This window comes from Neorhizobium petrolearium (assembly GCF_029854435.1).
Lineage (GTDB): Bacteria > Pseudomonadota > Alphaproteobacteria > Rhizobiales > Rhizobiaceae > Neorhizobium > Neorhizobium petrolearium.
In genome coordinates this window covers 3,335,295-3,360,598 of sequence record NZ_CP123000.1, presented here as the reverse complement: position 1 = coordinate 3,360,598, position 25,304 = coordinate 3,335,295, and the positions used below count along the sequence as shown (strand labels likewise).

Genomic DNA, 25,304 nt, shown 5'->3' with positions numbered 1-25,304 from the left:
GCATTTGACAGTCATTTGAGGCAGCGTGGGACGTTGTCGACAGGACGGGGATCGTTTTGCCGGATCAGTATGCAAAAGAAGCGCCTTCGGGTGAGAAGGTGCGCGGCGGCAAGGCCGGGCTTTTCAGAACTCTCGCCAAGCGCGTTGCAGCGGCTGCCCTGCTGCTCCTGGCGGCGTTGCCGGTCCTTTCCGTTTCTGTCTCCGATGCTGCTGCCGAAACCAGAAGCCTGAAGCTCTACTTCGTCCATACGGGAGAGAAGGCGGTCATCACCTTCAAGCGGAACGGCCGGTACGACCAGAAGGGCCTCCAGCAGATCAACCAGCTTCTGCGCGACTGGCGCAAGAATCAGCCGACCAAGATGGATCCGCGGCTTTTCGACCTCGTCTGGGAAGTCTACCGCCGCAGCGGCGCCTCGGATTATATCCACGTCGTTTCGGCCTACCGTTCTCCGGCCACCAATGGCATGCTGCGTTCCCGCTCCCGCAATACGGGTGTCGCCAAGAACAGCCAGCACATGCTCGGCAAGGCCATGGATTTCTACATTCCTGGCGTGAAGCTTTCGACGCTCAGGGGGCTCGCCATGCAGATGCAGGTGGGCGGGGTCGGTTATTATCCGAGATCGGGGTCACCCTTCGTGCATCTCGATGTCGGCGGCGTGCGGGCCTGGCCGCGCATGACGCGTCAGGAACTCGTGCAGATCTTCCCGAACGGCAAGACACTTCATCTGCCTGCCGACGGCAAGCCGCTGCCCGGTTACGAGCAGGCGCTGGCGGACTACAAGAAGCGTGTCAGCTCCAGCTCGATCCAGGTCGCCAGTACGGCGGGCGGCAGCATTCGCAGCGACGGTTCCGAACGGAAGCGGCAGCCGAACCTGCTGGCCTTCCTGTTTGGCGGCGGAGCCGACGAGGAAGAGGACAACGCGGAAAGCAGCGCGCCGGCCGTGGCAGAACGCCCGGCTCCGGCCGCGAAGGAGCCTCCGGCAGAGGCGACCACGCCACCGGGCGTAATGGTGGCCTCCGCGTCGTCGCCATCGCCAACGCAAACGCCGGAAGAGCAGGAGATTGCCGCGCCCGTGCCGCTTTCGCGCCCGGCCTTCCGTTCGGATACGGCATCCGGCGGGCTTGCGACCGCGCTCTATTCGCCAGCGCGTAACGCAGCTCAGGAAGCGCTCGCCTTGCAGGCCTCCGCTCCGGCCGATACGCCGCAGCCGACCGGCGAGGCCTTCGCCGACCTTTCCACCTATAACATTCCGGTTCCGACACTGCTTGGACCGCGCGGTTTGAAGGGTGATGCCGACAACAGCATGATGACTGCATCTGTCGGTCCGATGCCGGCGCCGGAAGAAGTGGCTTCCATACCGCTTCCGGTCCATCGGCCTGCTAGTGCAACACCACCGGAAGCGTCGGCCGCTACGCCGCAAGCCGGTGCAAAGACGGACGAGGAACAGGAATTGACGCCTGAACTCGTCGCTGCGCTGGCTCGCAGCGTGGAATACCAGCGCCCGTCCGTGCAGCCGACCCGGCCTGCACCGGCGCCGGTTCAAAGGCCGGTTGAAACGGCAGCCGTCTCTCCGAAGGTCATTCAGGCTTCAGCCGGCAAGGGCAGGCAGTTCGGTGACGGGTTCGATGCTCCGAGGCCGCCTGTTGCCGCCTCGGCCGGCGCGCTTCCTGTACCCGCCAAAGGTGGACGCACGGGCAGATCGGCTTCTTCGTCTGCCGGCGGTGCTCTGACCGGCGACATGCTTGCGAAATGGGCTCTCAACAACAATCGCGCCGAAGAAGCGGTTTCGATGAAGGCGCCGCGCGTGGTCAGCCGTACGCTCAACAGCGAATATTCGGCGGCCTATTCCGGCGGCGGGTTCAAGCCGGTCGCTGCCACGGTCGCGATCGACCCGAACCGCTTCAGCGGCCCAGGCGACTGATCGACGCCGAACGTATCCGTGGAAACAGAAAACCCGCCGTTCCGGCGGGTTTTTCGTGACCCTATGGCGAGCAAGAATCAGGCGGCATCCTGGTCCGGCGGGCTTTCGATCATGCCGAGCGCAGCCAGGTAGGTGTCGAGGATCAGGTCCTCTTCCATGCGTTCCTGGTCGTCCTTCTTGCGAAGCGCGATGACCTTCTTGAGGATCTTGGTGTCGAAGCCCATGGACTTGGCTTCGCCATAGACGTCCTTGATGTCGTCGGCGATCGTCTTCTTTTCTTCTTCCAGTCTTTCGATGCGCTCGACAAATGCGCGGAGTTGGTCGCGGGCGACGCCATGAGCATCAGACATCGGGGCCTCCTGATCGTAGAAAATTTGAATGAGTGGTCGTCAACTGCCGAAAAGAGAGACCGAGGTCAAGCCAAATCCGCCCGTCGATCAACCATCGGCGGGCTTGTTGATGTCGAATGCGGCTTTTTGAGCATCGGTCGCTTCCGCCTGATGCAGATTCTTCCAGTCCTCGTAAGGCATGCCGTAGACGATTTCACGGGATGCGTCCCTGGAGAGATCGACACCCGCTTCGCTGGCCGCATCGCGATACCAGTTGGAGAGGCAGTTGCGGCAGAAGCCGGCGAGATTCATCAGGTCGATGTTCTGCACATCGGCGCGCTCGCGCAAATGCCGGACGAGACGGCGGAAGGCCGCTGCCTCGAATTCGGTCTGCTGTTCCTTGGTGAGTTCGGTCATCGGATCGTCTCCTGATGTTCGTATCAGCCGGTATAGGGGCCCGTGCGCGACGGAAAGATCTTGTATTCGTGCAATGTGGGGTCGGCATTGAGCGTCTTGAAGATCGGCTCCAGCCTTTCCGCCCAGGCCGAGATCCCCGCCTCGTCGCCGATCAGGTCCTGCCGCACTTCGAGGAGAGCATGCGGCGTGCCGGACATCATGCAATGCCGGTACATCGTATCGCCCTTCAGTGCGCCGTCATAGGGCTCGTTGTCGCCGACCTCGATATCCGCCGATTGGCGCAAGAGTTCAAGAAAGGGGAGTACGGCGCGAGGGTCGCTGTCCCAGAGAACCGCCGCGTGCCAGGGGCGGGGAGTGCCTTTCCAGAAAGGCGTAAAGGAATGCAGCGAGAGCACGAGCGGCGCATGGCCGGAGGCACCCGCCTTGGCGATCGTCCGTTCGACCGCGCGATGATAGGGCCGGTGATAATTGTCGAGACGAAAGTCCCATTCGGCTTCTGTGATCGGGTGATTGCCGGGAATGATCGCGCCGTCGGAAATCTTCATGATCAGCGTCGGATCGTCTTCGCCGCGGTTCGGATCGATCAGCAGGCGGGAAAAGCAGCTCAGGACGGCCGGGACATTCAGCATCGCGGCCAGCCTGCGCGTCAGTCCTTCGATGCCGATATCGAAGGCAATGTGTCGGTGAAACGCGCTTTCCGGCAGGCCGAGGCTGCCATAGGCGGCGGGCAGGCGGTTCATGGCATGGTCGGCCAGCAGCACCATGCCGCTGTCATAATCGCCTTCTATGATCTCGAAAGGAATGAAGTCCTGCATCGCGCGTGGGAAATGGAGGTCGTTGCGGAGATTGGGTTGATGACACGGTGAGGCGTCCGGCGCAAGCCGTCCGCCGCCCGTCGAAGATGACGATTGGCGGTGTGAAGGTTGCTTAATCGATTAGACTTTCGTTGACTTTCAGACTACGCCGCGCGAAGAAAGTGCTTCACGAATAATCATGGAGTCCTGACGGAAACCGTGTCGAAAAAATCCCCCACAGCCTATCTTCGTTCTCTCGTTTCAGTTCCCGCGCTCGTCGCCATTGTGGCCGTCGGTGTGCCGCTCTTTGCGGCAGGCGCCGCGCATGCGGATTTCCGCGTGTGCAACGGCACCCAGAACCTCGTCGGCGTGGCGATCGGCTATCGCGCTGCCGAGGGCTGGACCACGGAAGGCTGGTGGCAGGTGCCGGCCTCCACCTGTGCCACGCTGATCGAGGGCGAGCTGCAGTCGCGCTACTACTATCTTTATGCCGAGGATGCGGCCCGCGGCGGCCGCTGGGCTGGCAATGTCAACATGTGCGTCGCGGAGAACGAGTTCAAGATCGTCGGCGTCAACGATTGTTTCGCCCGTGGCTTCCAGCGCATGGGCTTCAAGGAATATGACACGGGCCGTCAGGGGGGCTGGATGGTCCAGCTTTCGGATGCGCCCGGCACACAAGAAGGCCAGAATTGATGAGGCGCAACCGCAAAGTAAAGATCCTCGCGACGCTGGGACCGGCTTCCTCCGAGGAGGCGATGATCCAGAAGTTGCACGAGGCGGGGGCCGATCTCTTCCGCATCAACATGAGCCATGCCAGCCATGATCTGATGCGCACGCTGATTTCCCGCATCCGCGCCGTCGAGGCCAAATGCGGCCGGCCGATCGGCATCCTCTGCGACCTGCAGGGCCCGAAGCTGCGTGTCGGCAAGTTCGCCGCCGGCAAGGTGACGCTGACGCCCGGCCAGACCTTCACGCTCGACAACCGCGACGAGCCTGGCGACGAGACCCGTGTCTTCCTGCCACATCCGGAAATCCTTGAAGCCGTGAAGCCCGGTCACCGCCTGTTGATCGATGACGGCAAGCTCGCGCTGAAGGCTGAGAAGGCCGATGGAAAGAGCATCGTCTGCACCGTGATCGCCGGCACCAGCATTTCCGACCGCAAGGGCGTCAGCCTTCCCGACACGCTGCTTGGCGTCGGTGCGCTCACCGACAAGGACCGGGTCGATCTCGATGCGGTGCTGGCAACCGATGATGTCGACTGGGTCGCGCTTTCCTTCGTTCAGCGTCCCGACGACCTTGCCGAAGTACGCAAGATCGCCCGCGGTCGCGTCGGTATCATGTCGAAGATCGAGAAGCCCCAAGCCCTCGAGCGTATCGACGAGATCATCGAGCTTTCCGATGCGGTCATGGTGGCGCGCGGCGACCTCGGTGTCGAAATGCCGATCGAAACCGTGCCAGGCATCCAGAAGCAGCTCACGCGCGCCTGTCGCCGGGCCGGCAAGCCGGTCGTCGTCGCGACCCAGATGCTGGAATCGATGATTTCCTCGCCGGTGCCGACCCGCGCGGAAGTCTCGGACGTGTCGATCGCCGTCTTCGAAGGCGCGGATGCGGTCATGCTGTCGGCGGAATCGGCATCCGGCCAGTATCCGGTCGAAGCCGTCTCGATGATGGCGTCGATCGCCCGAGAGGTCGAACAGGACCCGCTTTTCCCCAGCATCATCTACGCGCAGCGCGCTACGCCCGAGGCGACCGGTGCAGACGCCATCTCGCTTGCCGCCCGTCAGATCGCCGAGACGCTCCGGCTTTCGGCCATCGTCACCTATACCTCGTCGGGTACAACGGGGTTGCGTGCCTCGCGCGAGCGCCCGCAGGTGCCGATCATCGCGCTGTCGCCGATCGTCCAGACGGCACGCCGGCTTTCCGTGGTCTGGGGAATGCACTGCGTGGTCACGCATGATGCGATCGATCTTGACGACATGGTGAACCGCGCCTGCCGTATCGTCGTGTCCGAAGGTTTCGGCAATCCGGGTGACCGGATCATCATCTCGGCCGGCGTGCCGCTCGGTACGCCCGGCGCCACCAACATGCTGCGCATCGCCTATATCGGCTCCGACGGCCAGACGGGCATCTGAACGGGTCCGGTCGCTGTTTTCACGCAGATCCTATTCAAGAGAAACTCGCCGGGGCGACCCGGCGGGTTTCTCGTTCGTGCGCATGAAAACGCCGCCCCGAGAGGCGGCGTCGTTGTTGTCTACGATGGTCGGGACGGCCTCAGTCGACCATGCCATGCCCTTGCAGGTAGCCCTTCTTGCGGGCGTCAGGCATGATGATCGCGGCGGTAAAGGCGATCACCATCATGACGGTGACGTACCAGAAGAACCAGCTTTCGTGGCCGATCGACTTGAACCAGAGCGCCACATATTCCGCCGTTCCGCCGAAGAGCGCATTGCCGATGGCGTAGGCAAGGCCGACGCCGAGCGCGCGCACTTCCGCCGGGAACATTTCGGCCTTCACCAGCCCGCTGATCGAGGTGTAGATGCTGACGATGGCGAGCGCCGTGGTGATAAGCACGAAAGCCAGCGTGCTGCTCGTCACCTGGCCGATCGCCGTCAGCAGCGGCACGGTGGTGACGATCGACAGCGCGCCCCAGAGAAGCATGGAATTTCGCCGCCCGATCCGGTCGGAAAGAGTGCCGAAGACAGGCTGCAGCAGCATGTAGACGAAAAGCACGGCCGTCATGGTGGTGCTGGCGGTTTCCTTGCTCATACCCGCCGTATTGACGAGGTATTTCTGCATGTAGGTGGTGAAGGTGTAGAAGATCAGCGATCCGCCCGCCGTATAGCCGACGACGGTGAAGAACGCCTTCCTGTGATGCCTGAAGATGCCTGCAAGAGTGCCTGCCTCTTTCTTGCCGCGCGTCGCCTCGGTCGAGGTCTCGTGCAGCGAGCGGCGCAGGAAGAGTGCGACGATGGCAGCGACGCCGCCGATCGCGAAAGGAATGCGCCAGCCCCAGGCCTTCAGTTCGGCCTCGTTCAGGAACTGCTGCAGGATGACGAGGACAAGGACGGCGAGAAGCTGGCCGCCGATCAGCGTCACATACTGGAACGAACCGAAGAAGCCGCGCCGTCCGGCAAGCGCCACCTCGCTCATATAGGTCGCCGTCGTGCCGTATTCGCCGCCGACGGAAAGCCCCTGCAGCAGACGCACCAGGAGGAGCAGGATGGGCGCGAGAATGCCGATCGTCTGGTAGGTCGGCAGTACCGCGATGATGAAGGAGCCGAGGCACATCATCGTCACCGAAATCAGCATCGATGTGCGCCGTCCGAGCTTGTCGGCGATGCGGCCGAAGAGCCAGCCGCCGATCGGGCGCATCAGGAAGCCGGCAGCAAAGACAGCGGCGGCATTCAGGAGTTGGGTCGTACTGTCGCCGGCGGGAAAGAACTCCGAGGCGAAATAGAGCGCGCAAAAGGAATAGACATAGAAATCGTACCATTCCACCAGATTGCCCGAGGCGCTGCCAACGATGGCAAAGATGCGCCGGCGCGTGTCATGCGCGTCATCGATGGGCGCCATCTGGTTCATGTCTTTTTTCCACATACAGTCCCTCCGTTGGGTTACCGATAAACAATGACTTTCCCGCAAACGTCGTCCCGGCGTTGTCAAGGAGACGCCGCCGCAGCAGCTGCTGGTTTTGTGAAATCGGGACCTGTGAAACCTCCGGCCCCTGCAGAGATATTACTGCGCCAATGGGTGAGATCGGCAAGATGCGCTGAAATAATGCGACGGCTACGTAAACGTCAAACGACTTGTGCGGTAATTGTGCGTTGTTCACATATCGCACGGAATTGAAATGCCGGCGGTGATGCGAGATCACGCCTTCGCTTTCTCCGAGGCGAGGGATCCGGCGCTCGGACCCGGCCGGGACATGCCGTTATGGATGGTTTACGTCCGGTTGCCGGCGATCTTTTCGGAGAGTTTCGTTACCGCTTCCTGCGCCTCCCGATCGGCGGGGTAGATGGCGAGATAATCTTCCCAGGCCTTCAGGGCGAGTTGATCCTTGCCTGCTTCCATCAGGATGCCCGCCATGCCGGCGATCGCGCCGAAATGGCGTGGCTCGTGCTTCAGCACCTCGGCGATGTCGGCCATGGATTTGCGCGTGTTGCCCATGGTGTAGTGCAGTGTCGCACGGCGGTTCCAGCCCTCGGGATAGGCAGGATCGAGGAGGGTCACCTGGTCGAGGAAATCGAGTGCGGCGGCATTGCGCTTCTCCTTGATAGCGGTCGCGGCCCACTGCATCAGGAGATTGACCGTGGCGCTCCCCGAATCGTTCATGTCGGTCATGATCTGGGTGGCGATGCCGCGCGCCTTATCCGGATCGCGTTCGCGCTTCAGCGCCTCGAACAGCGGATCGAGCGGATTGGCCGGTTGCGAAGCCGATGTGGGAACGGCTGGATCTGCCTGCTGCGGGATGACGGCAGGCGGGGCAGGCGTTGCCGTCTGGGCGAGAGTCGAGGAGGCGGCGAAGGTCGCGGCCAGAATCAGAGAGCTGAAACGAAAATAGCGCATGCGGATAAGGTAATCCGCATGCGCTCAAGGTCAAACCCGATTTGTCGCGCTATCGACAATTTGATCGGTCCGCGGGATGTCCGGGACCGGAACCGTATCAGCCCTGACGAGCCTTGAAGCGCGGGTTCTGCTTGTTGATGATGTAAATACGGCCCTTGCGGCGAACCAGGCGGTTATCGCGGTGACGGGCCTTCAGCGCCTTGAGCGAGTTCTTGATCTTCATTGTTCTGGTCCAGCAGTCTGTGGGCTCGAAAGCCGCTTGTCCTTATCAATCAAAAGCGCGCCGCCTTTATCTTGGAGGGGGCGCGCTCTCAAGTTGGGCGTGCAGATAACCCGAGCCCGGGCGCATGTCAACCTTGCGGCAGTGTTTTAAGCTCGGTCACATGGCCCATTTTTCGGCCGGGACGGGATTCCGTCTTGCCATAAAGATGAACGAGCACATTCTTCTTCGCCAGCCAGGCGGGAACGTCGAGAATGTCGTCGCCGATCAGGTTGGTCATTACGCAGTCCGTATGGCGTGCAGGATCGCCGAGGGGCAGTCCGGCAACGGCACGGACATGCTGCTCGAACTGCGAAACGACGCAGGCGGCTTCCGTCCAGTGGCCGGAATTGTGGACACGCGGGGCGATCTCGTTGGCGATCAAGGTCCCATCCGCCATCACGAAGAACTCGATGCCGATGACGCCGACATAGTCGAGCGCGGCAAGCAGTTTCTTCGCCGATTCGCGGGCGACTTGCGCCGTCGCATCGGAGATGCGTGCGGGGAGGGTGGAGGTATGCAGGATACCGTGTCGGTGGACGTTTTCGGCCGGATCGTAGCAGGCGGTGGCGCCATCCTTGCCGCGGGCGGCGATGATCGACACCTCGCGCTCGAACGGCACGAAGCTTTCGAGAATGAGCGGCACGCCGCCCAGGTCGTCATATGCGCCGGCCGGGCTATCCGCAGCCGAGCGGAAGACGCGCTGGCCCTTGCCGTCGTAGCCGAGCCGGCGGGTCTTCAAGACGCCCTTGCCGCCGAAATCCGCGAGCGCCTTTTCGAGGTCGGCCTGGCTGTCGACGGCGTGGAACCTTGCAGTCTCGATGCCACAGGAATTGAGGAAGCTCTTTTCGGTGAGGCGGTCCTGCGCAACCTCCAGCGCCGTGGCCGGCGGATGGACAGGCACCGCAAGCTGCAGCGTTTCGGCAGCCAGAACCGGAACGTTCTCGAATTCATAGGTGACGATGTCGCAGCGGCTGGCGAGCTCGGCAAGCGCTGCCGGATCATCGTAAGCTGCAGTGATCTGGGCACTCGCCACCTGCGCCGCCGGACAGTCGGCCTGCGGCTCCAGGATGATCGTGCGGAAGTTGAGCCGCGCTGCGGCAATGGCCAGCATGCGGCCGAGCTGTCCGCCGCCGATGATGCCGATCGTGTGGACCGTCATGGAACCTCGTCTATCGGGTAATCTGCAACGGCCGCCGCCTGGCGGGCGCGCCATTCGTCGAGACGGTCGGCGACCTCGTCGTCATTGAGTGCCAGGACCGCTGCAGCAAGCAGTGCGGCATTGATCGCTCCGGCCTTGCCGATCGCCAACGTCCCGACCGGGATGCCCGCGGGCATCTGCACGATCGAGAGCAGGCTGTCCTGGCCCGACAGCGCCTTGGACTGCACCGGCACGCCGAAGACCGGCAGCGGCGTCATGGCGGCGGTCATGCCGGGGAGATGGGCTGCACCGCCGGCGCCGGCGATGATGACCTGAAAACCCTCGGCGCGAGCGGTCTTGGCGAACTCCATCATCCGTTCGGGTGTCCGATGCGCGGAAATGATCCGGGCCTCATAACCGATGTCGAGCGCCTCCAGCGTATCGGCGGCGTTCTTCATGGTCTCCCAGTCGGACTGGCTTCCCATGATGATGGCGACGGGTGGTCTTTCTGCCAGCATGATGCCTCCCTCAAGCAATGATGTCGGGGATGATCTGGTCTTCAAGCTGGCTCATCTTGTCCTTGATCGCCAGCTTCTTCTTCTTCATGCGCTGAATTCGGAGCGCGTCACAGCCGACCTCGATCATGGCGTTGATGGCAGCGTCGTAATCTTCGTGCTCCTGACGGAGTTTCGCGAGCGCCAGCCGGATATCCGCCTGTTCCTGATCAGCCATTTTCGGTCCCCATTTTCATATCCGGCATTTTGTGGTCGCCAGCAATGTCCGCAAGCCTCTACCACCAAACCGCGTTAACTGGAAGTTAGCCGCCGTCACGAATTTGCCTTGTTCAAACCACGATTTCTCCTTCGACAAATGGGGTCGATCGTGTCACACTTCCGTCGTAAACCTGAAGCCTCGGCCAAGGGTGAAGCCGGGGCAGGTGACCAAGGAAGGAACATGCCACATGACCGTCCAGGCTCATATCGCATCGCTTGAAAAGAAGCACGGCGCTCTGGAGGAGGAACTCCAAAACATTCTGGCGTCCCCCTCTTCCGATGATCGTCAAATTGCTGACATCAAGCGGCGCAAGCTGCGCATTAAAGACGAAATGCAACGGCTCAAAGCCTCTACGCGTCACTAATCTTTCAATGGGAGAACTGGCCGCTGCCTCGCGTTAGGATCAAATAAGAGGCATCTCAGGAAGCGGCAAAACAATCCAGACAGTATGAAAATGAAGTTCTGGTCGTGGCCGACGACCCTAAAACAGGTGACTTGCAAATCTTAGGTCACGACCAGAACTGATCCAGCCACAGATTGAGCCTGTCGAAACCCTTGCTGTTGACGGCATAGATGCGCCGCGTGCCTTCTGCCGTGACGCTGACAAGATTGCTGTCGAGCAGGGCTTTCAGATGCTGCGACACTGCAGGCCGGCTGATCGGCAGGCCCTGTGCCAGTTCGTTGACCGTTTTCGGCGAACGCCGCAATTCCTCCAGCAGATACCGCCGGTTCGGGTCAGCTATGGCTGCAAAAGGGTCAACTGTTGTTGTCATATGTCAAACTTACGGTAAACGCATGGTAACGGCAAGATTTATTGTGCGTTGCAGCAATAAATGACACTATATGCTGCGTTGCTTATTTAGTGATGTTGTGCTCGCGCTTACAGCGGCAGGCCGTCCCAGAGCAGTTTCAATCCGGCGAGAAAGGCCAGGCCATAGGTCATGGGATAGAAGATCTCGGCCTTCAGATGCTTGACGACCGCCGCACCTGCTATGGTCGCCAGCAGCGCTATGGGCAGAAGCGTCGCGGAGATCGTCAGGTTTTCCCTGTCCAGTGCCCCGAGGAAGAAATAGGGAATGACCTTCACGGCATTGACGATCGCGAAGAAACGGATGCTGGCGCCGGTGTAGGATTTCGGGTCCAGCCCCATCGGCAGGACATAGATCTGGAAAGGCGGGCCGCCGGCATGGGCGACGAAACTCGCATAACCGGAAAGCGCTCCCCAGAAGGTGGCGGCAACCGGACGGTGCGGCAGCGGCGCTGCGGGCCTGTTCGAGTGCGGGCCGTAGACCTGCCAGAAATAACGGACCGTGAAGAGGATGGTCGCCACGGCGATGACAAGACGAAGCGCGTCGTCCGATACATATGTGGAAGTCGCCCAGCCGAGCGCAATACCGATGATGCCGCCCGGCAGGATCATCAAGAGTGTCTTGGGATCGTTGTAGTTCCGCCAGGACCACAAGGCCACGATGTCCATGAGGATCAGGATCGGCAGGAAGATCGCCGCCGCCTTGACCGGGTCCACCGCCATGGACATGAGCGGTACGCCCATGAGGCCGATCGCGCCGCCGATCCCCCCTTTCGAGAGACCGACGAGCATGACTGCAGGAATGGCGGCTGCGAAAAAGGCGAGGGTCAGCGTATCAGGCATTCGTTCCGAGGCGGGGCGGTTGATCCTTCAATCGGTCCGGTCTATCGAATTTACGGACAGAAAACGAGTGCGGATTTGCGATTGGCGCCATCCGCCGAATGGAAAAAAACATGACCGGATCGGAAGATCGCTGCCGCCTTGTGCTTATTGTACCGGACTATGATGATGCCGCCCGTCAGGCGAAGGAGCTTGAAGAGGCGCTTTCGGGCGGCGACGTCGCCTCGGTGATCCTGCCGCAATACGGCCTCGACGATCAGGCTTTCCAGAAGCGTGCCGAGACATTGGTGCCGATCATCCAGGCGGCTGGCGCGGCGGCCTTGATCGCCGGCGACAGTCGCGTAGCCGGCCGGGTCAAGGCCGACGGCTTGCACATGGCCGGCTCCCCCGCCGAGCTTGAGGAGGCGATCGAGAAATTCGTGCCGAAGCTCATCGTCGGCGCCGGCGGGGCGGCGGATCGCCATCAGGCGCTGGAGATCGGCGAATTGCGTCCCGACTACATCTTCTTCGGCAAGCTTGACGGCGACATCAAACCGGAGGCGCATCCCAAGAACCTTGCGCTTGGCGAATGGTGGGCCTCGATGGTGGAAATCCCCTGCATTGTCGTGGGCGGCAACGATCCCGCGTCGGCGCTTGCGGTCGCCGAGACCGGCGCTGAATTCGTGGCGCTCCGCGCTGCAGTCTTTGACAATCCCAGGGGCGCCGGAGCGGTGGTCGCCGAAGTCAACGCGACCCTGGACGAAAAAGCGCCACGGTTTGAGGCTTGATGAGGCCCATGCCGTCGAACCGAACTTACCGCGCGATTCTGAATGGACTGCTGGCGAGCCTTCTCGCCTCGGCGGTTTTGCCCTCCGTTGCCTTCGCACAGGTAGACACCAGGGCCGTCACACGTCCCGTCGAGCCGGATACCCAGCAGATGAAGAAGGACCGGGTCGAGACGCAGGCAGATTCGGAAACGCCAGGGAGCAAAGCCGAGGGGCAGGGCCAGCCGGACGGTATCGTGCCTTCCGGTGGCGTGGAGCTCTATCAGCGCATGGGAGCGACTTTGCCACCCATACCGCCCGAGAAGCCCTACGACGGCCCCATCGACGAGGCCTATGGCGCCTATCAGCGCGGTCTTTACGTGACGGCTCTCGACAAGGCGCTGACACGTGCGGGTAAGGGGGACGCTGCGGCGCAGACGCTCGTCGCCGAAATGATGACCAAGGGTCTGGGTATCAAGCGCGACGCCAAGACGGCGACGTTTTGGTACAAGCAGGCTGCGGAAGGTGGCGATCCCGCTGCCATGTTCCAGTATGCGCTGCTTCTGATGGCGGGCCGAGATGTCCCGCGCGACAAGAAGCAAGCCGACGAATTCATGCGCAAGGCCGCGGAAGCCGGCAATTCGTCGGCGCAGTTCAACTGGGCGCAGATTCTCGTTGCGGATAATCCGGGTGAAAACGGCCTGCATCTGGCGCTGCCCTTCTATGAAAGAGCTGCCGGGCAAGGGGTGGCGGACGCGCAATATGCCGTGGCGCAGCTCTATGTGACGCTGAAGGACATGCCGGCGGAGAAGAAGGCGAAGGCCCGCGAATGGCTGGAGCGCGCCGCCGAAGCCGGGTACGATACCGCACAACTCGATATGGGGCTCTGGCTGGTGAACGGGATCGGGGGGACACGCGACTACGACAAGGGTTTCGAATGGATGCGGATCGCCGCCCATCGCGGCAATGTCGTCGCCCAGAACAAGCTCGCGCATCTTTATATCAATGCGCTCGGCACCCGGCCCAATCCGGTCGAGGCGGCCAAATGGTACGTTCTGTCGCGCCGCGCCGGTCTGCAGGATCCGGAGCTCGAAGACTTCTACCTCGGCATCAATGAAGAGCAGCAGAAGCAGGCGATCGAGGCAGCCAACAAGTTCCGCAGGGGGTGAGGAGCGGTCCGGCGCAGCCGGAGAAATCGATCCAGTGAATCGATTTCAGGACGAACGCCCGGAGCGCGAGCGAAGGGCCGGCCGAGGCCGATCGGCGCAATCGCCGGGGCGATAGGGGGACGGAACGGGATTGGACAATATCGAGCTTTTCGAACGTGTCGGGCTGGCGATAGCCATCGGTGCCGCGGTCGGTGTGGAGCGGCACTGGCGCGAACGGGACGAACCGGCGGGCGCCCGCACGGCCGGCATCCGAACTTTCACGATGATCGGCATGCTCGGCGGCATTGCCGGCCTGATCGAGCGAAGCCTCGCTCCGACGTCCGTCTATCCAGGCATCGTGACCATCGGTTTTCTCATCGCCGTAACGGTTGTCATGACCCTGTTCGAACTGCGCGAAGCCATCGCAGAGGAGAGCTTCAGCGCCACTTCGGTCATTACCGCAATCCTCACCTTCGGTCTCGGCGTGCTTGCCGTCACGGGCGACATGGTGCTGGCATCCGCCGCCGGAGCAGCGCTCGTCACGCTTCTTGCCAGCCGCGAATTCCTGCACGGGGCGATCCGGCGCCTGCAATGGGTGGAACTGCGCTCGGCGGTGATCCTGCTCGCCATGACCTTCGTGCTTCTGCCGATCATTCCGGCCGAGCCGGTCGGACCGTTCGGAGGCATTTCGCCCAGAAGCCTCGTGCTCCTGGTCATCACGCTCGCCTCGATCTCATTTGCCGGTTATATCGCGGTCCGGCTGCTTGGGACTTCGCGGGGCGATGTGGTGGCGGGAGGGATCGGCGGCCTCGTCTCCTCGACCGGCACGACCGTCGCGTTTGCCAGGCGCAGCCGCCAGGGCGCAGACCCGACATCGCTTGCGGCAGGGGCCATCAGTGCCGGCGCCTTGTCGCTATTGCGGACCGCGTTCCTGATCGGCACGCTGGCGGTCAGTCTGCTGCCTGGTCTTCTTCTGCCGATCGGCGTCGGCGCCGTGCTGATGCTGGCTTATGCGTTCTTTCTTTCGTCCCGCCAGCCGTCGATGGATGACGGGCATTCCCCGGCCAATCCGTTCGAGCTTCCGGCAATTGCGAGGATGGCGGCCCTGCTTGCGGCCGTGGCCTTTCTGGCCCGGGCCGCGACCCTTTATTTCGGCGATGCAGGTCTCATCGCCGCCTCGGCGCTTTCCGCGCTCGCCGATGTGGATGCCACGACGGTCACGGTGGCGGGCATGCTGCCGGCGCTCGATCCGAAGCTCGCCGCGCGCGCCATAGGTGTCGGCGTGCTCGTTAATATGGTAGTCAAGGCGATCTACGCTGCGATCTTCGGCAGCCGGGGCTTTGCGGTCCATCTCTGGATGGCGACGCTGCTTTCGGTCTCCGCCGGCCTGACCGCGGATTGGCTGCAGGATGCGGTTTAGAAGATCTCAGGTAATATCGAAAGAGGACCGCTTTACGGACACGATTGGTGGCAACAATAGTCCGCTCTCCGGTGGATGGCTTGAATTTCTCGCGGTTTTGTGGTCTTGAAGCCGCCCATCAAGAAAATCTCAAAAAACGCAGTCCCGTTCAGATGCAATTCGGGACCCCTCAAGGACTTCCCGCATGGCTCGTTCCGCCCTTCTCAACGTCATGGTTCAGGCTGCCCTCAAGGCAGGCAAGTCGCTCGCCAGGGATTTCGGCGAGGTGCAGAACCTGCAGGTTTCGGTGAAGGGACCCAGCGATTTCGTTTCGCAGGCGGATCTGAAGGCGGAAAAGATCGTCCACGACGAACTGATGAAAGCTCGCCCCACCTACGGCTTCCTCGGAGAGGAAAGCGAGGAGGTGAAAGGTACGGACGGCGCGCATCGCTGGATCGTCGATCCGCTCGACGGCACCACCAACTTCCTGCACGGCATTCCGCAGTTCGCCGTATCGATCGCACTGGAACGCAACGGTGAGGTCGTCGCCGGGGTCGTCTTCAATCCGGCGACAGACGAGCTCTTCACCGCCGAAAAGGGCGGCGGGGCATTCCTGAACGATCGTCGCATCCGGGTCGCCGCCCGCCGCGCGCTTTCTGATTGCGTCATCGGTTGCGGCGTTCCGCATCTCGGTCGCGGCAATCACGGCAAGTTCCTCGTCGAACTCCGCCATGTCATGGGGGAGGTCGCCGGCATTCGTCGTCTCGGCGCGGCTGCGCTCGATCTCGCCTATGTCGCCGCCGGCCGGCTGGACGGGTTCTGGGAGGCCGACCTCTCGCCCTGGGACATGGCGGCCGGCATCGTCCTCATCCGTGAGGCGGGCGGTTTCGTCAGCGACATGAAGGGCACGACGGGTATTTTCGGCAGCGGCAATATTGTCGCCGGCAACGAACTGATCCAGAAGGCATTGCTCGAAGTTGCAAACCGGCCTGTTCCGACGCGGTAAGTCTCTGGTGTTACGGCCATAGAGCCGAATTAAAGGGGAGGTATCACCAGCTTCCGCACTTCAATTCGTCGCAATTTTACACTAGCCTCCGGCGCGGAAGAGTACCGGAGGCAAGGGCATATCATGGCGAATGCGAGACTGGACGATCTGGACGAGTCTGAACCGCGTGGCGGCTATGCCTACAAACTTTCCAATCCGGCGTCCTTCCTGTGGACCATGGTGATCTTCCTGATCATCGTCGGGTTCGTCGCCTCGATTCTCTACCGCCAGGCAGCGCATGCCTTCCAGACCAATCCGGGCCTCAACGGGTTGATTCTCGGCGTTCTGCTGATCGGCATCGTCCTGGTCTTCAACCAGGTGATTGGCCTCGTTCCGGAAGTGCGCTGGTTCAATTCCTTCCGCGCGGCCGGCAGCGCCGACAAGGTCGGGCGCGAACCCAGGCTGCTTGCGCCGATGCGCACGCTGATCGGCAGTCGCCGCAGAATGGCGCTTTCGACCGCGGCCTTCCGGTCGATCCTCGATTCGATCGGCACGCGACTCGACGAATCGCGTGATACGTCGCGTTATCTCATCGGACTGCTCGTCTTCCTCGGACTGCTCGGCACGTTCTGGGGCCTTATCGGCACGATCGGTTCGATCAGCAACGTGATCGGGGCACTCGATCCGAATTCCGGCGATTCAAACGATATCCTGGCCGCCATCAAGAGCGGCCTTTCGCAACCGCTCGCCGGCATGGGCACGGCGTTTTCTTCCTCGCTGCTCGGCCTTTCCGGCTCGCTGATCCTCGGTTTCCTGGACCTGCAGGCCGGGCGCGCCCAGAACCGCTTCTATACGGAGCTTGAGAACTGGCTCTCTTCGGTGACGGATGTGGGGTCAGACCTGCCGGCCGTGGCGGAGACGATCGCCCACGGTTCGTCGGAAGATATCCGCGCGCTGACCGAGCAGCTTCGGGCACTTGCCTCCGCGCAGTTGAAATTGCCGGACGGGCAGCACAGCGATCGCTCGCTTTCCGCCATGGCCAATCTCGCCGAAGGCATCCAGGGCCTCGTCAAGAACATGCGCAACGAGCAGCAGATGCTGCGTGACTGGATCGAGGCGCAGCAGGAAGAGGCAAGAGCCCTGCGCCGCACACTTGACCGGCTTTCCGACAAGATCGGAGGGAAGTAAGCGATGGCGCTCGCCAAGAATCGCCGTCGTGAGCGAGGTGTAGACTACTGGCCAGGCTTTGTGGATGCGCTTTCCACGCTCCTGCTTGCCATCATGTTCCTGCTCACCGTCTTCGTGCTGGCGCAGTTCCTGCTCAGCCGGGAGATTTCCGGCCGCGACGAAGCGTTGAACCGGCTGAACAGTCAGATCGCCGAACTGACAGAGCTTCTGGCGCTGGAGAAGAACAACAGCCAGGACTTCGAGGATCAGCTTGCCACCTTGCAATCCTCGCTCGCCGCCTCGGAAAGCGAGCGTTCGCGACTTCAAGAGCTGCTGAGCCAGGGTGCCGGCAGCAGCGAAGCGGCCAATACCCGGATCGGCGAGCTTACGAGCCGGCTCAACCAGGAACAGCAGTTGAGTGCGCGTGCCGCGAGCCAGGTCGAGCTCCTCAATCAGCAGATCGCTGCCCTCCGGGCCCAGATCGCGGCTGTGGAGGCGGCGCTGCAGGCTTCCGAGGCGAAGGACCAGGCTTCCCAGGCGCAGATTTCCGATCTCGGCCGGCGGCTCAATGTGGCGCTGGCGCAGCGCGTGCAGGAGCTCAACCGCTACCGATCCGACTTCTTCGGCCGCTTGCGCGAAATCCTCTCCGACAGAGAGAATATCCGCATCGTCGGTGACCGTTTCGTCTTCCAGTCGGAAGTGCTTTTCCCGGTGGGCGGCAGCGAGCTTGACGATGCCGGCCGTGTGGAGATGGACAAGCTTGCCGCCGCACTTCTCGATCTTGCCAAGGAAATCCCGGCGGAAATCAACTGGGTGCTGCGCGTCGATGGTCACACGGACAACTCGCCGCTTTCCGGCACCGGCCGCTATCGCGACAACTGGGAACTCTCCTCCGCCCGCGCCACGTCCGTCGTGAAATACCTCATCTCCAAGGGCGTGCCGGCCAACCGCCTGGTGGCCGCCGGTTTCGGCGAATTCCAGCCGATTGCTCAGGGGGATACGCCGGAGATCAAGTCGCAGAACCGCCGCATCGAGCTGAAGCTGACGGAGCGGTAAAACTCATGAACGAAGACAAGCCGGACATGGCCGCCCTGATGAAGGCGGTCGCGGATAGTCCGAGACGAGACAACAGCGCCTATCACAAGGCGATGGCCGAAGCCCGGCAGGCCTTCGAGGGTGCCGAAGCCGCGCTCGGAGGGCCAGTCGAGATGCGCATCAAGACCAAACTGAAGCGCAACGGCAAATATGTCGTGAAATGGACGTTTACGCGCGCAGAGTGAATTGAGGGCGTTTCCTCTATTCAGAGTGCCGTAGCGCTCTGCCGTTCGATGTCGTGGAATTGCAGCCGGGCGAGCTTGGCGTAAAGCCCGCCCTTGGCGATCAGGCTCTGGTGCGTGCCTTCCTCGACGATCTGTCCGTCCTCCATGACCAGAATGCGGTCGGCTTTCAGCACCGTTGCAAGCCGATGGGCGATGACCAGCGTCGTGCGATTCTGCATCAGGCCGTCGAGCGCCTTCTGCACCAGCGTTTCGCTTTCGGCATCCAGCGCCGAGGTGGCTTCGTCGAGAAGCAGGACCGGCGCATCCTTCAAAATGGCGCGGGCGATGGCGATACGCTGGCGCTGGCCGCCGGACAGCGTGATGCCGCGCTCGCCGGCAAGCGTATCGTAGCCCTGGTCGAGCTTGCCGATGAATTCGTCCGCCTGGGCGGCGATCGCTGCGGTGCGGACGGCCTCGCGCGTGGCATTCGGCACGCCGAAGGCGATGTTGTCGTGGATCGAGGCGGCGAAGATCGTCACGTCCTGCGGCACGATGGCAAGCCGGGACCGGAGATCGGAGAGATTTGCCCGCCTCAGATCGACCCCGTCGAGCTTCACTGTGCCGGTGGATGGATCATAGAAGCGTATCAGCAGCGAAAAGATCGTGCTCTTCCCGGCGCCGGAGGGGCCGACGATCGCGACGGTCTCGCCGGGCTTCACACGAAAGGAAAGCGAGTTCAGCGTGATCGCGCTGACGCGGGCGGGATAGGCGAAGGAGACATCCTGGAATTCGACCTCGCCGCGCGAAGGGGAGGGGAGAGCGACGGGATTTTCCGGGTCGCGGATTGCAGGCACTTCGTGCAGCAATTCCGTAAGCCTTTCCGCCGCGCCTCCGGCGGCCGAAAGCTCGCCCCAGACTTCCGAGAGCTGGCCGAGCGAGCTTGCGGCGATCACCGAATAAAGCACGAACTGCCCAAGCGTGCCGGCTGTCATCGTACCGGACAGCACGCTCTGTGCGCCGTACCAGAGCACGCCGACGACGCTGCCGAAGACGAGGAGAATACCGAAGCCGGTAAGAAGCGCGCGGGCCTTGATCGCAACGCGGGCGGCGTCGTAAGCCTTTTCGACCGCTCCGCCATAACGGCCGCTTGCAGTTGTCTCGCCACCGAAGGCCTGGACGGTGCGGGTGGCGCCGATCGTCTCTGCCGCGAAGGCGGAGGTTTCCGCAAGCGTATCCTGAGCGGCGCGGGAGCGTCTCCTGACAGAACGGCCGAAGCCGACCAGCGGAAAGACGATCAGCGGGATTGCGCCGAGCACCAGAGCGGAAAGTTTTGGGCTCGTATAGATCATCATCGCCATCGCCCCGAGACAGAGGATGGTGTTACGCAAGGCCTGGGAAGCGGCCGAACCGAAAGCGGACTTGATCTGCGTCGTGTCGGCCGTCAGGCGCGAGACGATCTCGCCCGACTGGTTGACGTCGTAGAAGGATGGCGAAAGCCTGATGATGTGGGAGAAGACTTCGCGGCGCAGATCCGCGACGACACGCTCGCCAATGGTGATGACGTAGTAATAGCGCATGGCGCTGGCGATCGCGAGGAGGGCTGCGAGCGCCAGCAGCATGCCGAAATAGTTGTTGATGAAGTTGCCGTCGGAAGAGGCAAAGCCGTGGTCGACCATGCGGCGCACGGCAAGCGGCAGAGCGAGCATGGTGGCCGCGGCCAATACAAGGAAAAAGGTGGCGGCTGCGACCATCGACCTGTAGCGGGCGAGATAGGGAACGAGCCTTGCAAGCGGTCTTAAAGCCTTGCTTCTCGGTTGATTTTCTCGGGCTTCGGCCACATCGTCTCCATGCGCCCGACAGGCATATTCTCGGCCCTACGGGGTACTTGTACTTCCGGCAACCTTCCTGTATAGGCTCCGCATCGAATTGTGAAGCCGTGACCGGACCGGTCTGCGGCTTCATTTATTAAAGAGGGTTCTCGCTCGCAATTGCGACAAATGGACCTCGCAAGAGCAGGATTATCGACATGAAGGCTGACATCCATCCCGACTACCACATGATCAAGGTGGTCATGACCGACGGTACCGAATACGAGACCCGCTCCACCTGGGGTTCGGAAGGTGCGACCATGAACCTTGAAATCGATCCCAGGTCCCATCCGGCCTGGACCGGCGGCAACCAGCAGCTCATGGACCGCGGCGGCCGCGTCTCGAAGTTCAACAAGCGTTTCGGCGGCCTCGGCCTCTAATTCGCTTGAGCGAGCAGACCAAACGAAGAGCCTGGCGAAAGCCGGGCTTTTTTGTTTTGATGGGGCAGGAAGGGATGCGGGATGGAAAACCGATCGCACTTGCCGGACCCACTCCGTCGTATCGTCATCATGGGCAATGGCGGTGCTGGCAAGACCTGGCTGGCGAAACGAATGGCGGTGCGTATCGGCATGGAGGCCGTGCACCTCGACGATGTCTACTGGCAGCCCGGCCGCTATGGCATCGCTCGCGACAAGTCGGTTGTCATTCAAGAGGTCAAAAAGCGGGCCGATGACGACGTATGGCTTATGGAGGGCGTCTACGGATGGCTTGTCGACGTGCTTCTTCCGCGTGCGACGCAATTGATCTGGATCGACCTTTGCGAGGAGGAGTGCGTTGCGAATATCCGGGCGCGCGGCATTCAAGGCGGGGAAAGCGAGGAAAACTTCGAGGGCCTCGTGAGATGGGTCTCGGAGTATCGCGCGCGGAAGAACAACTGGAATTCCTTTGACGGCCACCTCAAGCTCTATGATGGCTTTTCAGGCGTGAAGGTTCGCTTGAAAAGCCGGGATGAGATTGCTGCCTATGTCCGGGACGTTTCGCGGACATGAAAACGCCGGCGCAGCCGATATGCGCCGGCTGAATGGAGCGAGTTCGCGTGGTTCAGTTGCCGAACGCCGTGCGCAGCAGGTTGAGCTGGGCGCGGACGCTGTTTTCGTTGTCAGGCATGACGGTGGTGTCGGCGGGCCGATAGATTTCCCGGTCGAGGAGCGCGATCCGGTTCTGCAGGCGGAGCGAACGCTCGACGAGTTCGCGGAAACCTTCCGGCAGGTCGAGCCAGCCTGGCGCGCTGCGGTCGACGTTGAAGCCGTCGAGGCGTACCTTGCTCTTTTCCGACAGGACCTGGTCGCGGCTCATCTCGCCGTTGTTGACGGCGCGCTGCAGGAGCAGCCAGGAAGCCATCTGCATCAGGCGGGTGGTCAGTCGCATGGATTCCGCGGCGTAGAGGACCGACGCCATGCGCGGCAGAACCTTGGAGGCGGCACGCCCCGGACCGTCGAGATAGCTCGCGGTTTCCTCAACCAGGGCCATGCCCTCCGAGTAGAGCGCCTTGAACTGCGAGGAGGCAGCGGCGCGGCCGGCGAAACTGACGGTGTTCAATCCCTGTTCGGACATCGAATTCATCCTGCTAACGCAATCACATTCAGGCAAATGGTCAAGGTCGAGTAAAAGTTCCCAACCGCTCTGACTTGGCATGAACATGATACTTATAATGGAAATCCGCAAGACGTTTCTTAAGGAAAGGTTAATACCCACAAGAAGTGGTAAATAGAGGCCATCTTCTTGAAATGAGACACATTTCAGGCTGTGAATACAGCTTCTGGCCTGGGCTGGGAAACTGACCCCTGCCGAAGCCGCTGCGATGCCGTGCCGAAGGAAAATCGGGGAAATGGTCCTGCAACAAAAAGAAGAGCCGCGGGATGGCGGCTCTCAAGGTAAAACAGGGAGAAATCAGACCATTCGCCGAACGGTGAAACTGTCTGAGTCCAGGAAGCCTGGACAGATGGATAGTCTCCGTTAATGATTAATATTCCGTTAAGGCGAAGCAAAAAATACCCTTAAACTTCTCGATATCTTAGTTTTTCAAGATCTGAAGAAGCTGTCGGCGGCGCGACGGCCGGCATCCTTTCTCTCTTTTTCCGCCTCCAGGCGCACGATCTCCTCTTTCAGGAGCCTGATGCGCGAATCGAGCTCATCGACGGAGAGCATGGAAAGATCGGAGCCGATCTCATGGCTAGTCGGCTTCTTGGGTCGATCGTCATCAAGAAAGCTCATGATGCCTCCTTCATCTCTGCGGTTGCCTCGTTCTTGGCGCGCGGATCGAGTGACAGGCTTTCCGGCGTTGCAAGCGGCCCGGCTGAGGTCGGCGCGGTCTGGTAGGCCTCACGCTCCTCGACCGGCACCGGTGCGCGCTGGCGGCTGCGGATGATCGCATAAGCCGTTACCAGCATATGCGCGACCGCGGTCACCGCAAAGAGGGCATGCGGGCCGGCGAAGCTCATAACCGGGCCTCCGAGCGTCGGCCCGATAATCGTGCCGATACCGTATAGCAGCAGCAGGCCGCCCGAGACCTTCACGAAATCCTCAGGTGCGGCGAAGTCGTTTGCATGCGCGACGGCGATCGGATAAAGCGCGTTCGCCGCAGCACCATAGATCGCCACTAGGATAACGATGCTGTATACGTCTGTCGGCCTCAGGAGCGCGACGGCGAGGCCAGCCAGTGCCGAGGCCGCCGAAAGGCCGGCGAGCACGTGACGGCGGTCCATGGTGTCCGAGAGCCGGCCTGCCGGAAACTGCATGATCGCGCCGGCAAAAATAGTGATGCTGACCATGGCTGCGACCGCGCTGTGGTCCAGCCCCGCCCGGGTCGCAAAGACTGCCCCGAGCGTCCCGTAAGCGCCGTTTGCCGTGCCGATCAGCAGGATGCCGACGAAGGAAATGGGGGAGTTGCGGAACAGGCCGGGAAGATCCAGGCGTGCCCGCTTCAGCGGCTGCGGAGAAGCAGCCTTGGAGAGCGTCGTCGGCAGCGCGGCGATGGAGTAGAGGATGCCGCAGACCATGAAGAGTATCGGCGTGGAAATATCCGCGAACGGCACCATAAGCTGGCCGCCGACCACGCCGAACAGGGTGATCGAGATATAGAAGGAGAAGATCGTGCCGCGGCTTTCGGGTGTGGCGCGTTCGTTCAGCCAGCTTTCAATGATCATCGACGTGCCGGCGGTGCAGAAGCCGGTGATGGCGCGCAGGATCAGCCAGGCGGTCTGGTCGACCAGGATGCCGGTCAGGAGCACATTCAGGCATATCAGAGACAGGAAGCCGGAAAAGGCGCGGACATGGCCGATGCGGCGCACCACGTTCGGCGCCACGAAGCAGCCGATTACGAAACCGGAGGCCCAGGTGGTGCCGAGCAGCCCGAGCACCTCGTTGGAATAACCTTCCTGCGAGCCGCGCACCGGCAGGAGAAGACCCTGCAGGCCGTTGCCGAGGAAGAGGAAAAGCGTACCGCAGAGGAGGGCGAGGACGGGCAGAAGGTTTCGGCTCATGTTTCGGTACTGTCAGCTCTTTTCGCGGATGCAGTCAATCATGGCATCGCGTGCAAGCATTGTTGCATGCGGATGAATCGGGCGTTAACGAAGGCGGAGCGGGTTCCCCCGAATCCTCTCCAAAGCTATCTGTGGTGAAGCGCAAAAATGTCCAGCCTGTGGCGACTAAGCATGTCGCGCAAAAGTGTGCAGCGGTTTTGCGATAACGACATGCGTGAAAATAAGAACTTAAAGCGTGATAAGCGAATCTGAAAGATCGCGACACGCTTTAGCGGAACGAAGAATGGAATGACGAAGACAATTTCAGTTCTGCTGATCCTCGCCATGGCGGCCCAGATCATCAAGCCGCTCGGCTTGCCGGGTCTCAGGCATCGCGGCGATTTCTGGAAGCTTGCGATCTTCGCCTTCGCGATCTGGGGTGCGACGCTGATCCTGCGCGATTTCTCCTGACGCTGCCGATACTCCTCAGCAGTCGATTGCACCGCGCATGACGGAGATACAGCGGCCGGTAATGCGCACGTCGGTAACGATACCGCCCGTTTTCGCCACATCCAATTCAATCAAGCTGCGGCGCCCCATCTCGACGCCCTGTTCAATGGTGATCTGCACGTTTGCATCCACCTCGGGCGCCTGCGTCGCCAGAAAGGCGGAGAGGGCGGCAGATGCGCTGCCGGTTGCCGGATCCTCGATGACGTTGTCGAGCGGCGCGAACATGCGGGCACGGATATGCCATGGATTTTCGGTGTTACGGACGTAAACGAAAAGCGAAAAATCCCCTTCCGGACGCGGATGCCGGGCGGCCGCCTCGTGGAAGACCGTGATGTTCGGCCGCGCGGCAGCCAGCGCATCGAGGTTTTCGAGCTCGGCGATTGCGAAGGGGAGGCCGACGGAGGCGATAACCGGCTTGTGGCCGGAGATGCGGACATGAGCGGCTTCGATGGAAGCGCAGCCGGCGATGAGTTCCGTCGGCACCTCGTCACCAAGTTCCAGAGGGCGCGGCGCGCGGATCGTGGCGCCGGTTACCGTATCGGCCTCGCGAAGAAGCGTGATGTCCACCAGTCCGGCGATTTCCTCGAAGCGGAGCCTCTCGCCGACCGGCCTGCCGAAGAGTTCGGCCTGCCGGCCGAGCACGAAAGCCGTGCCGACATTCGGATGGCCGGCAAAAGGGATTTCCATCGTCGGCGTGAAAATGCGCACGCGGGCGCTGTTCTCAGGGTTCTCCGGCGGTAGCACGAATGTGCTTTCCGCATAGCCGAATTCGGCGGCGATCTTCTGCATCTGAGTGGCTGTGAGGCCGCGTGCATCGGGAATGACGGCGAGCGGATTGCCGGCGAAGCGCTCGGTGGTGAAAACATCGACGGTGACAAATTCGGCAATCGGCATGGCGGCAGCTCCCAGGATAT

General features: G+C 61.8%; 30 protein-coding genes. 14 read left to right on the top strand and 16 right to left on the bottom strand.

What is annotated here, in order from left to right; translation table 11 throughout:
* The first annotated feature begins 56 nt into the window (after positions 1–56).
* Positions 57–1,922 carry a peptidoglycan L,D-endopeptidase MepK gene (locus QEO92_RS16675; protein ID WP_320443030.1) on the top strand — a complete coding sequence of 622 codons (1,866 nt, stop codon included), beginning with the start codon at positions 57–59 and terminating at the stop codon, positions 1,920–1,922.
* A gap of 77 nt (positions 1,923–1,999) precedes the next feature.
* Here the strand turns inward: QEO92_RS16675 and QEO92_RS16670 are convergent, their stop codons facing one another.
* The 3 genes from QEO92_RS16670 to QEO92_RS16660 form a co-directional block, all read right to left on the bottom strand.
* On the bottom strand, positions 2,000–2,272 hold the full coding sequence (locus QEO92_RS16670; RefSeq protein WP_037155993.1) for a DUF2312 domain-containing protein: 273 nt from the start codon (positions 2,270–2,272) through the stop codon (positions 2,000–2,002).
* A gap of 87 nt (positions 2,273–2,359) precedes the next feature.
* The gene (locus QEO92_RS16665) at positions 2,360–2,668 is read right to left on the bottom strand and encodes a DUF1244 domain-containing protein (RefSeq protein WP_037155996.1); all 309 of its coding nucleotides are present in this window, start codon (positions 2,666–2,668) and stop codon (positions 2,360–2,362) included.
* Positions 2,669–2,691: 23 nt separating this feature from the next.
* Positions 2,692–3,483, bottom strand: a complete 792-nt coding sequence (locus tag QEO92_RS16660; RefSeq protein WP_227703759.1) for an N-formylglutamate amidohydrolase — start codon at positions 3,481–3,483, stop codon at positions 2,692–2,694.
* 198 nt (positions 3,484–3,681) lie between these two features.
* Here QEO92_RS16660 and QEO92_RS16655 point away from each other — a divergent pair, with 198 nt between their 5' ends.
* Positions 3,682–4,155 carry a DUF1036 domain-containing protein gene (locus tag QEO92_RS16655; RefSeq protein WP_407721424.1) on the top strand — a complete coding sequence of 158 codons (474 nt, stop codon included), beginning with the start codon at positions 3,682–3,684 and terminating at the stop codon, positions 4,153–4,155.
* On the top strand, positions 4,155–5,594 hold the full coding sequence (gene pyk, locus QEO92_RS16650; protein ID WP_037156001.1) for a pyruvate kinase: 1,440 nt from the start codon (positions 4,155–4,157) through the stop codon (positions 5,592–5,594). The genes QEO92_RS16655 and pyk overlap by 1 nt, the downstream gene beginning before the upstream one ends.
* A gap of 139 nt (positions 5,595–5,733) precedes the next feature.
* On the opposite strand, the gene QEO92_RS16645 is transcribed toward pyk, so the two are convergent.
* The 6 genes from QEO92_RS16645 to QEO92_RS16620 form a co-directional block, all read right to left on the bottom strand.
* Complete coding sequence (locus QEO92_RS16645) at positions 5,734–7,044, bottom strand: MFS family transporter (protein WP_081952944.1); 1,311 nt, start codon at positions 7,042–7,044, stop codon at positions 5,734–5,736.
* A 360-nt stretch (positions 7,045–7,404) separates the two neighbouring features.
* Positions 7,405–8,028: a tetratricopeptide repeat protein gene (locus QEO92_RS16640; RefSeq protein ID WP_227703758.1), complete on the bottom strand. Its 624-nt coding sequence runs from the start codon at positions 8,026–8,028 to the stop codon at positions 7,405–7,407.
* 97 nt (positions 8,029–8,125) lie between these two features.
* Entirely contained in the window at positions 8,126–8,251 is a 126-nt protein-coding gene (ykgO, locus tag QEO92_RS16635; RefSeq protein WP_006726873.1) for a type B 50S ribosomal protein L36, read from the bottom strand.
* 127 nt (positions 8,252–8,378) lie between these two features.
* A complete protein-coding gene (locus QEO92_RS16630) occupies positions 8,379–9,449 on the bottom strand; it encodes a 5-(carboxyamino)imidazole ribonucleotide synthase (RefSeq protein WP_227703757.1) in 1,071 nt (356 codons plus the stop codon).
* Positions 9,446–9,943, bottom strand: coding sequence for a 5-(carboxyamino)imidazole ribonucleotide mutase (gene purE, locus QEO92_RS16625; protein ID WP_227705191.1), 498 nt, complete (start codon positions 9,941–9,943; stop codon positions 9,446–9,448). Before purE ends, QEO92_RS16630 begins: the two co-directional genes overlap by 4 nt.
* Before the next feature lie 13 nt (positions 9,944–9,956).
* Complete coding sequence (locus QEO92_RS16620; protein ID WP_037156012.1) at positions 9,957–10,160, bottom strand: YdcH family protein; 204 nt, start codon at positions 10,158–10,160, stop codon at positions 9,957–9,959.
* Between the two features lie 229 nt (positions 10,161–10,389).
* Here QEO92_RS16620 and QEO92_RS16615 point away from each other — a divergent pair, with 229 nt between their 5' ends.
* Positions 10,390–10,566 carry a YdcH family protein gene (locus QEO92_RS16615; RefSeq protein WP_227703756.1) on the top strand — a complete coding sequence of 59 codons (177 nt, stop codon included), beginning with the start codon at positions 10,390–10,392 and terminating at the stop codon, positions 10,564–10,566.
* A gap of 145 nt (positions 10,567–10,711) precedes the next feature.
* Here the strand turns inward: QEO92_RS16615 and QEO92_RS16610 are convergent, their stop codons facing one another.
* Complete coding sequence (locus QEO92_RS16610; protein WP_037156018.1) at positions 10,712–10,975, bottom strand: ArsR/SmtB family transcription factor; 264 nt, start codon at positions 10,973–10,975, stop codon at positions 10,712–10,714.
* A gap of 107 nt (positions 10,976–11,082) precedes the next feature.
* Positions 11,083–11,853 carry a sulfite exporter TauE/SafE family protein gene (locus QEO92_RS16605; protein WP_227703755.1) on the bottom strand — a complete coding sequence of 257 codons (771 nt, stop codon included), beginning with the start codon at positions 11,851–11,853 and terminating at the stop codon, positions 11,083–11,085.
* A gap of 110 nt (positions 11,854–11,963) precedes the next feature.
* On the opposite strand from QEO92_RS16605, the gene QEO92_RS16600 reads away from it, so the two are divergent.
* The 7 genes from QEO92_RS16600 to QEO92_RS16570 all read left to right on the top strand — a co-directional run bounded on the left by QEO92_RS16600 (position 11,964) and on the right by QEO92_RS16570 (position 18,572).
* Positions 11,964–12,617, top strand: a complete 654-nt coding sequence (locus QEO92_RS16600; protein ID WP_037156024.1) for a thiamine phosphate synthase — start codon at positions 11,964–11,966, stop codon at positions 12,615–12,617.
* The gene (locus QEO92_RS16595; RefSeq protein WP_227703754.1) at positions 12,617–13,762 is read left to right on the top strand and encodes a tetratricopeptide repeat protein; all 1,146 of its coding nucleotides are present in this window, start codon (positions 12,617–12,619) and stop codon (positions 13,760–13,762) included. Before QEO92_RS16600 ends, QEO92_RS16595 begins: the two co-directional genes overlap by 1 nt.
* Positions 13,763–13,892: 130 nt before the next feature.
* Positions 13,893–15,161 carry an MgtC/SapB family protein gene (locus tag QEO92_RS16590; protein ID WP_227703753.1) on the top strand — a complete coding sequence of 423 codons (1,269 nt, stop codon included), beginning with the start codon at positions 13,893–13,895 and terminating at the stop codon, positions 15,159–15,161.
* Positions 15,162–15,345: 184 nt separating this feature from the next.
* The gene (locus QEO92_RS16585; RefSeq protein ID WP_227703752.1) at positions 15,346–16,146 is read left to right on the top strand and encodes an inositol monophosphatase family protein; all 801 of its coding nucleotides are present in this window, start codon (positions 15,346–15,348) and stop codon (positions 16,144–16,146) included.
* A 123-nt stretch (positions 16,147–16,269) separates the two neighbouring features.
* Positions 16,270–17,313, top strand: a complete 1,044-nt coding sequence (locus QEO92_RS16580) for a flagellar motor protein MotA (RefSeq protein WP_227703751.1) — start codon at positions 16,270–16,272, stop codon at positions 17,311–17,313.
* Positions 17,314–17,316: 3 nt separating this feature from the next.
* The gene (locus QEO92_RS16575; RefSeq protein WP_037156038.1) at positions 17,317–18,348 is read left to right on the top strand and encodes a peptidoglycan -binding protein; all 1,032 of its coding nucleotides are present in this window, start codon (positions 17,317–17,319) and stop codon (positions 18,346–18,348) included.
* Between the two features lie 5 nt (positions 18,349–18,353).
* Complete coding sequence (locus QEO92_RS16570) at positions 18,354–18,572, top strand: hypothetical protein (protein WP_037156047.1); 219 nt, start codon at positions 18,354–18,356, stop codon at positions 18,570–18,572.
* Between the two features lie 20 nt (positions 18,573–18,592).
* Here QEO92_RS16570 and QEO92_RS16565 read toward each other — a convergent pair whose 3' ends face one another.
* Positions 18,593–20,389, bottom strand: coding sequence for an ABC transporter transmembrane domain-containing protein (locus QEO92_RS16565; RefSeq protein WP_227703750.1), 1,797 nt, complete (start codon positions 20,387–20,389; stop codon positions 18,593–18,595).
* A 188-nt stretch (positions 20,390–20,577) separates the two neighbouring features.
* Here QEO92_RS16565 and rpmE point away from each other — a divergent pair, with 188 nt between their 5' ends.
* Together rpmE and QEO92_RS16555 are read left to right on the top strand one after the other, a co-directional pair.
* Entirely contained in the window at positions 20,578–20,799 is a 222-nt protein-coding gene (gene rpmE / locus QEO92_RS16560) for a 50S ribosomal protein L31 (protein ID WP_037156051.1), read from the top strand.
* Between the two features lie 81 nt (positions 20,800–20,880).
* Complete coding sequence (locus tag QEO92_RS16555; RefSeq protein ID WP_227703749.1) at positions 20,881–21,408, top strand: P-loop NTPase family protein; 528 nt, start codon at positions 20,881–20,883, stop codon at positions 21,406–21,408.
* 52 nt (positions 21,409–21,460) lie between these two features.
* Here QEO92_RS16555 and rcdA read toward each other — a convergent pair whose 3' ends face one another.
* The 3 genes from rcdA to QEO92_RS16540 form a co-directional block, all read right to left on the bottom strand.
* Positions 21,461–21,973 (bottom strand): protease adaptor protein RcdA, encoded by a 513-nt coding sequence (gene rcdA / locus QEO92_RS16550; RefSeq protein WP_037156053.1) that lies wholly within the window; start codon positions 21,971–21,973, stop codon positions 21,461–21,463.
* Between the two features lie 468 nt (positions 21,974–22,441).
* Positions 22,442–22,633 carry a DUF1192 domain-containing protein gene (locus QEO92_RS16545; protein WP_227703748.1) on the bottom strand — a complete coding sequence of 64 codons (192 nt, stop codon included), beginning with the start codon at positions 22,631–22,633 and terminating at the stop codon, positions 22,442–22,444.
* Positions 22,630–23,901 carry an MFS transporter gene (locus QEO92_RS16540; RefSeq protein ID WP_037156060.1) on the bottom strand — a complete coding sequence of 424 codons (1,272 nt, stop codon included), beginning with the start codon at positions 23,899–23,901 and terminating at the stop codon, positions 22,630–22,632. The genes QEO92_RS16545 and QEO92_RS16540 overlap by 4 nt, the downstream gene beginning before the upstream one ends.
* Before the next feature lie 288 nt (positions 23,902–24,189).
* Between QEO92_RS16540 and QEO92_RS16535 the strand changes: the two genes are divergently transcribed.
* Positions 24,190–24,351 carry a hypothetical protein gene (locus QEO92_RS16535; protein ID WP_227703747.1) on the top strand — a complete coding sequence of 54 codons (162 nt, stop codon included), beginning with the start codon at positions 24,190–24,192 and terminating at the stop codon, positions 24,349–24,351.
* Positions 24,352–24,366: 15 nt separating this feature from the next.
* Here the strand turns inward: QEO92_RS16535 and QEO92_RS16530 are convergent, their stop codons facing one another.
* Positions 24,367–25,284 carry a PhzF family phenazine biosynthesis protein gene (locus QEO92_RS16530; RefSeq protein WP_227703746.1) on the bottom strand — a complete coding sequence of 306 codons (918 nt, stop codon included), beginning with the start codon at positions 25,282–25,284 and terminating at the stop codon, positions 24,367–24,369.
* Positions 25,285–25,304 lie beyond the last annotated feature (20 nt).

Excerpts from the sequence above, each read along its gene's own strand:
- QEO92_RS16570 (WP_037156047.1), top strand. The coding sequence starts at position 18,354 with ATGAACGAAGACAAGCCGGACATGGCCGCCCTGATGAAGGCGGTCGCG.
- QEO92_RS16535 (WP_227703747.1), top strand. The coding sequence starts at position 24,190 with ATGACGAAGACAATTTCAGTTCTGCTGATCCTCGCCATGGCGGCCCAG.
- rcdA (WP_037156053.1), bottom strand. The coding sequence starts at position 21,973 with ATGTCCGAACAGGGATTGAACACCGTCAGTTTCGCCGGCCGCGCCGCT.
- QEO92_RS16600 (WP_037156024.1), top strand. The coding sequence starts at position 11,964 with ATGACCGGATCGGAAGATCGCTGCCGCCTTGTGCTTATTGTACCGGAC.
- QEO92_RS16660 (WP_227703759.1), bottom strand. The coding sequence starts at position 3,483 with ATGCAGGACTTCATTCCTTTCGAGATCATAGAAGGCGATTATGACAGC.
- QEO92_RS16670 (WP_037155993.1), bottom strand. The coding sequence starts at position 2,272 with ATGTCTGATGCTCATGGCGTCGCCCGCGACCAACTCCGCGCATTTGTC.
- rpmE (WP_037156051.1), top strand. The coding sequence starts at position 20,578 with ATGAAGGCTGACATCCATCCCGACTACCACATGATCAAGGTGGTCATG.
- QEO92_RS16545 (WP_227703748.1), bottom strand. The coding sequence starts at position 22,633 with ATGAGCTTTCTTGATGACGATCGACCCAAGAAGCCGACTAGCCATGAG.
- QEO92_RS16580 (WP_227703751.1), top strand. The coding sequence starts at position 16,270 with ATGGCGAATGCGAGACTGGACGATCTGGACGAGTCTGAACCGCGTGGC.
- QEO92_RS16555 (WP_227703749.1), top strand. The coding sequence starts at position 20,881 with ATGGAAAACCGATCGCACTTGCCGGACCCACTCCGTCGTATCGTCATC.
- QEO92_RS16640 (WP_227703758.1), bottom strand. The coding sequence starts at position 8,028 with ATGCGCTATTTTCGTTTCAGCTCTCTGATTCTGGCCGCGACCTTCGCC.
- QEO92_RS16630 (WP_227703757.1), bottom strand. The coding sequence starts at position 9,449 with ATGACGGTCCACACGATCGGCATCATCGGCGGCGGACAGCTCGGCCGC.
- QEO92_RS16530 (WP_227703746.1), bottom strand. The coding sequence starts at position 25,284 with ATGCCGATTGCCGAATTTGTCACCGTCGATGTTTTCACCACCGAGCGC.
- QEO92_RS16645 (WP_081952944.1), bottom strand. The coding sequence starts at position 7,044 with ATGAACCAGATGGCGCCCATCGATGACGCGCATGACACGCGCCGGCGC.
- QEO92_RS16615 (WP_227703756.1), top strand. The coding sequence starts at position 10,390 with ATGACCGTCCAGGCTCATATCGCATCGCTTGAAAAGAAGCACGGCGCT.
- QEO92_RS16610 (WP_037156018.1), bottom strand. The coding sequence starts at position 10,975 with ATGACAACAACAGTTGACCCTTTTGCAGCCATAGCTGACCCGAACCGG.
- ykgO (WP_006726873.1), bottom strand. The coding sequence starts at position 8,251 with ATGAAGATCAAGAACTCGCTCAAGGCGCTGAAGGCCCGTCACCGCGAT.
- QEO92_RS16585 (WP_227703752.1), top strand. The coding sequence starts at position 15,346 with ATGGCTCGTTCCGCCCTTCTCAACGTCATGGTTCAGGCTGCCCTCAAG.
- QEO92_RS16620 (WP_037156012.1), bottom strand. The coding sequence starts at position 10,160 with ATGGCTGATCAGGAACAGGCGGATATCCGGCTGGCGCTCGCGAAACTC.
- QEO92_RS16540 (WP_037156060.1), bottom strand. The coding sequence starts at position 23,901 with ATGAGCCGAAACCTTCTGCCCGTCCTCGCCCTCCTCTGCGGTACGCTT.
- QEO92_RS16595 (WP_227703754.1), top strand. The coding sequence starts at position 12,617 with ATGAGGCCCATGCCGTCGAACCGAACTTACCGCGCGATTCTGAATGGA.
- pyk (WP_037156001.1), top strand. The coding sequence starts at position 4,155 with ATGAGGCGCAACCGCAAAGTAAAGATCCTCGCGACGCTGGGACCGGCT.
- QEO92_RS16575 (WP_037156038.1), top strand. The coding sequence starts at position 17,317 with ATGGCGCTCGCCAAGAATCGCCGTCGTGAGCGAGGTGTAGACTACTGG.
- QEO92_RS16605 (WP_227703755.1), bottom strand. The coding sequence starts at position 11,853 with ATGCCTGATACGCTGACCCTCGCCTTTTTCGCAGCCGCCATTCCTGCA.
- QEO92_RS16665 (WP_037155996.1), bottom strand. The coding sequence starts at position 2,668 with ATGACCGAACTCACCAAGGAACAGCAGACCGAATTCGAGGCAGCGGCC.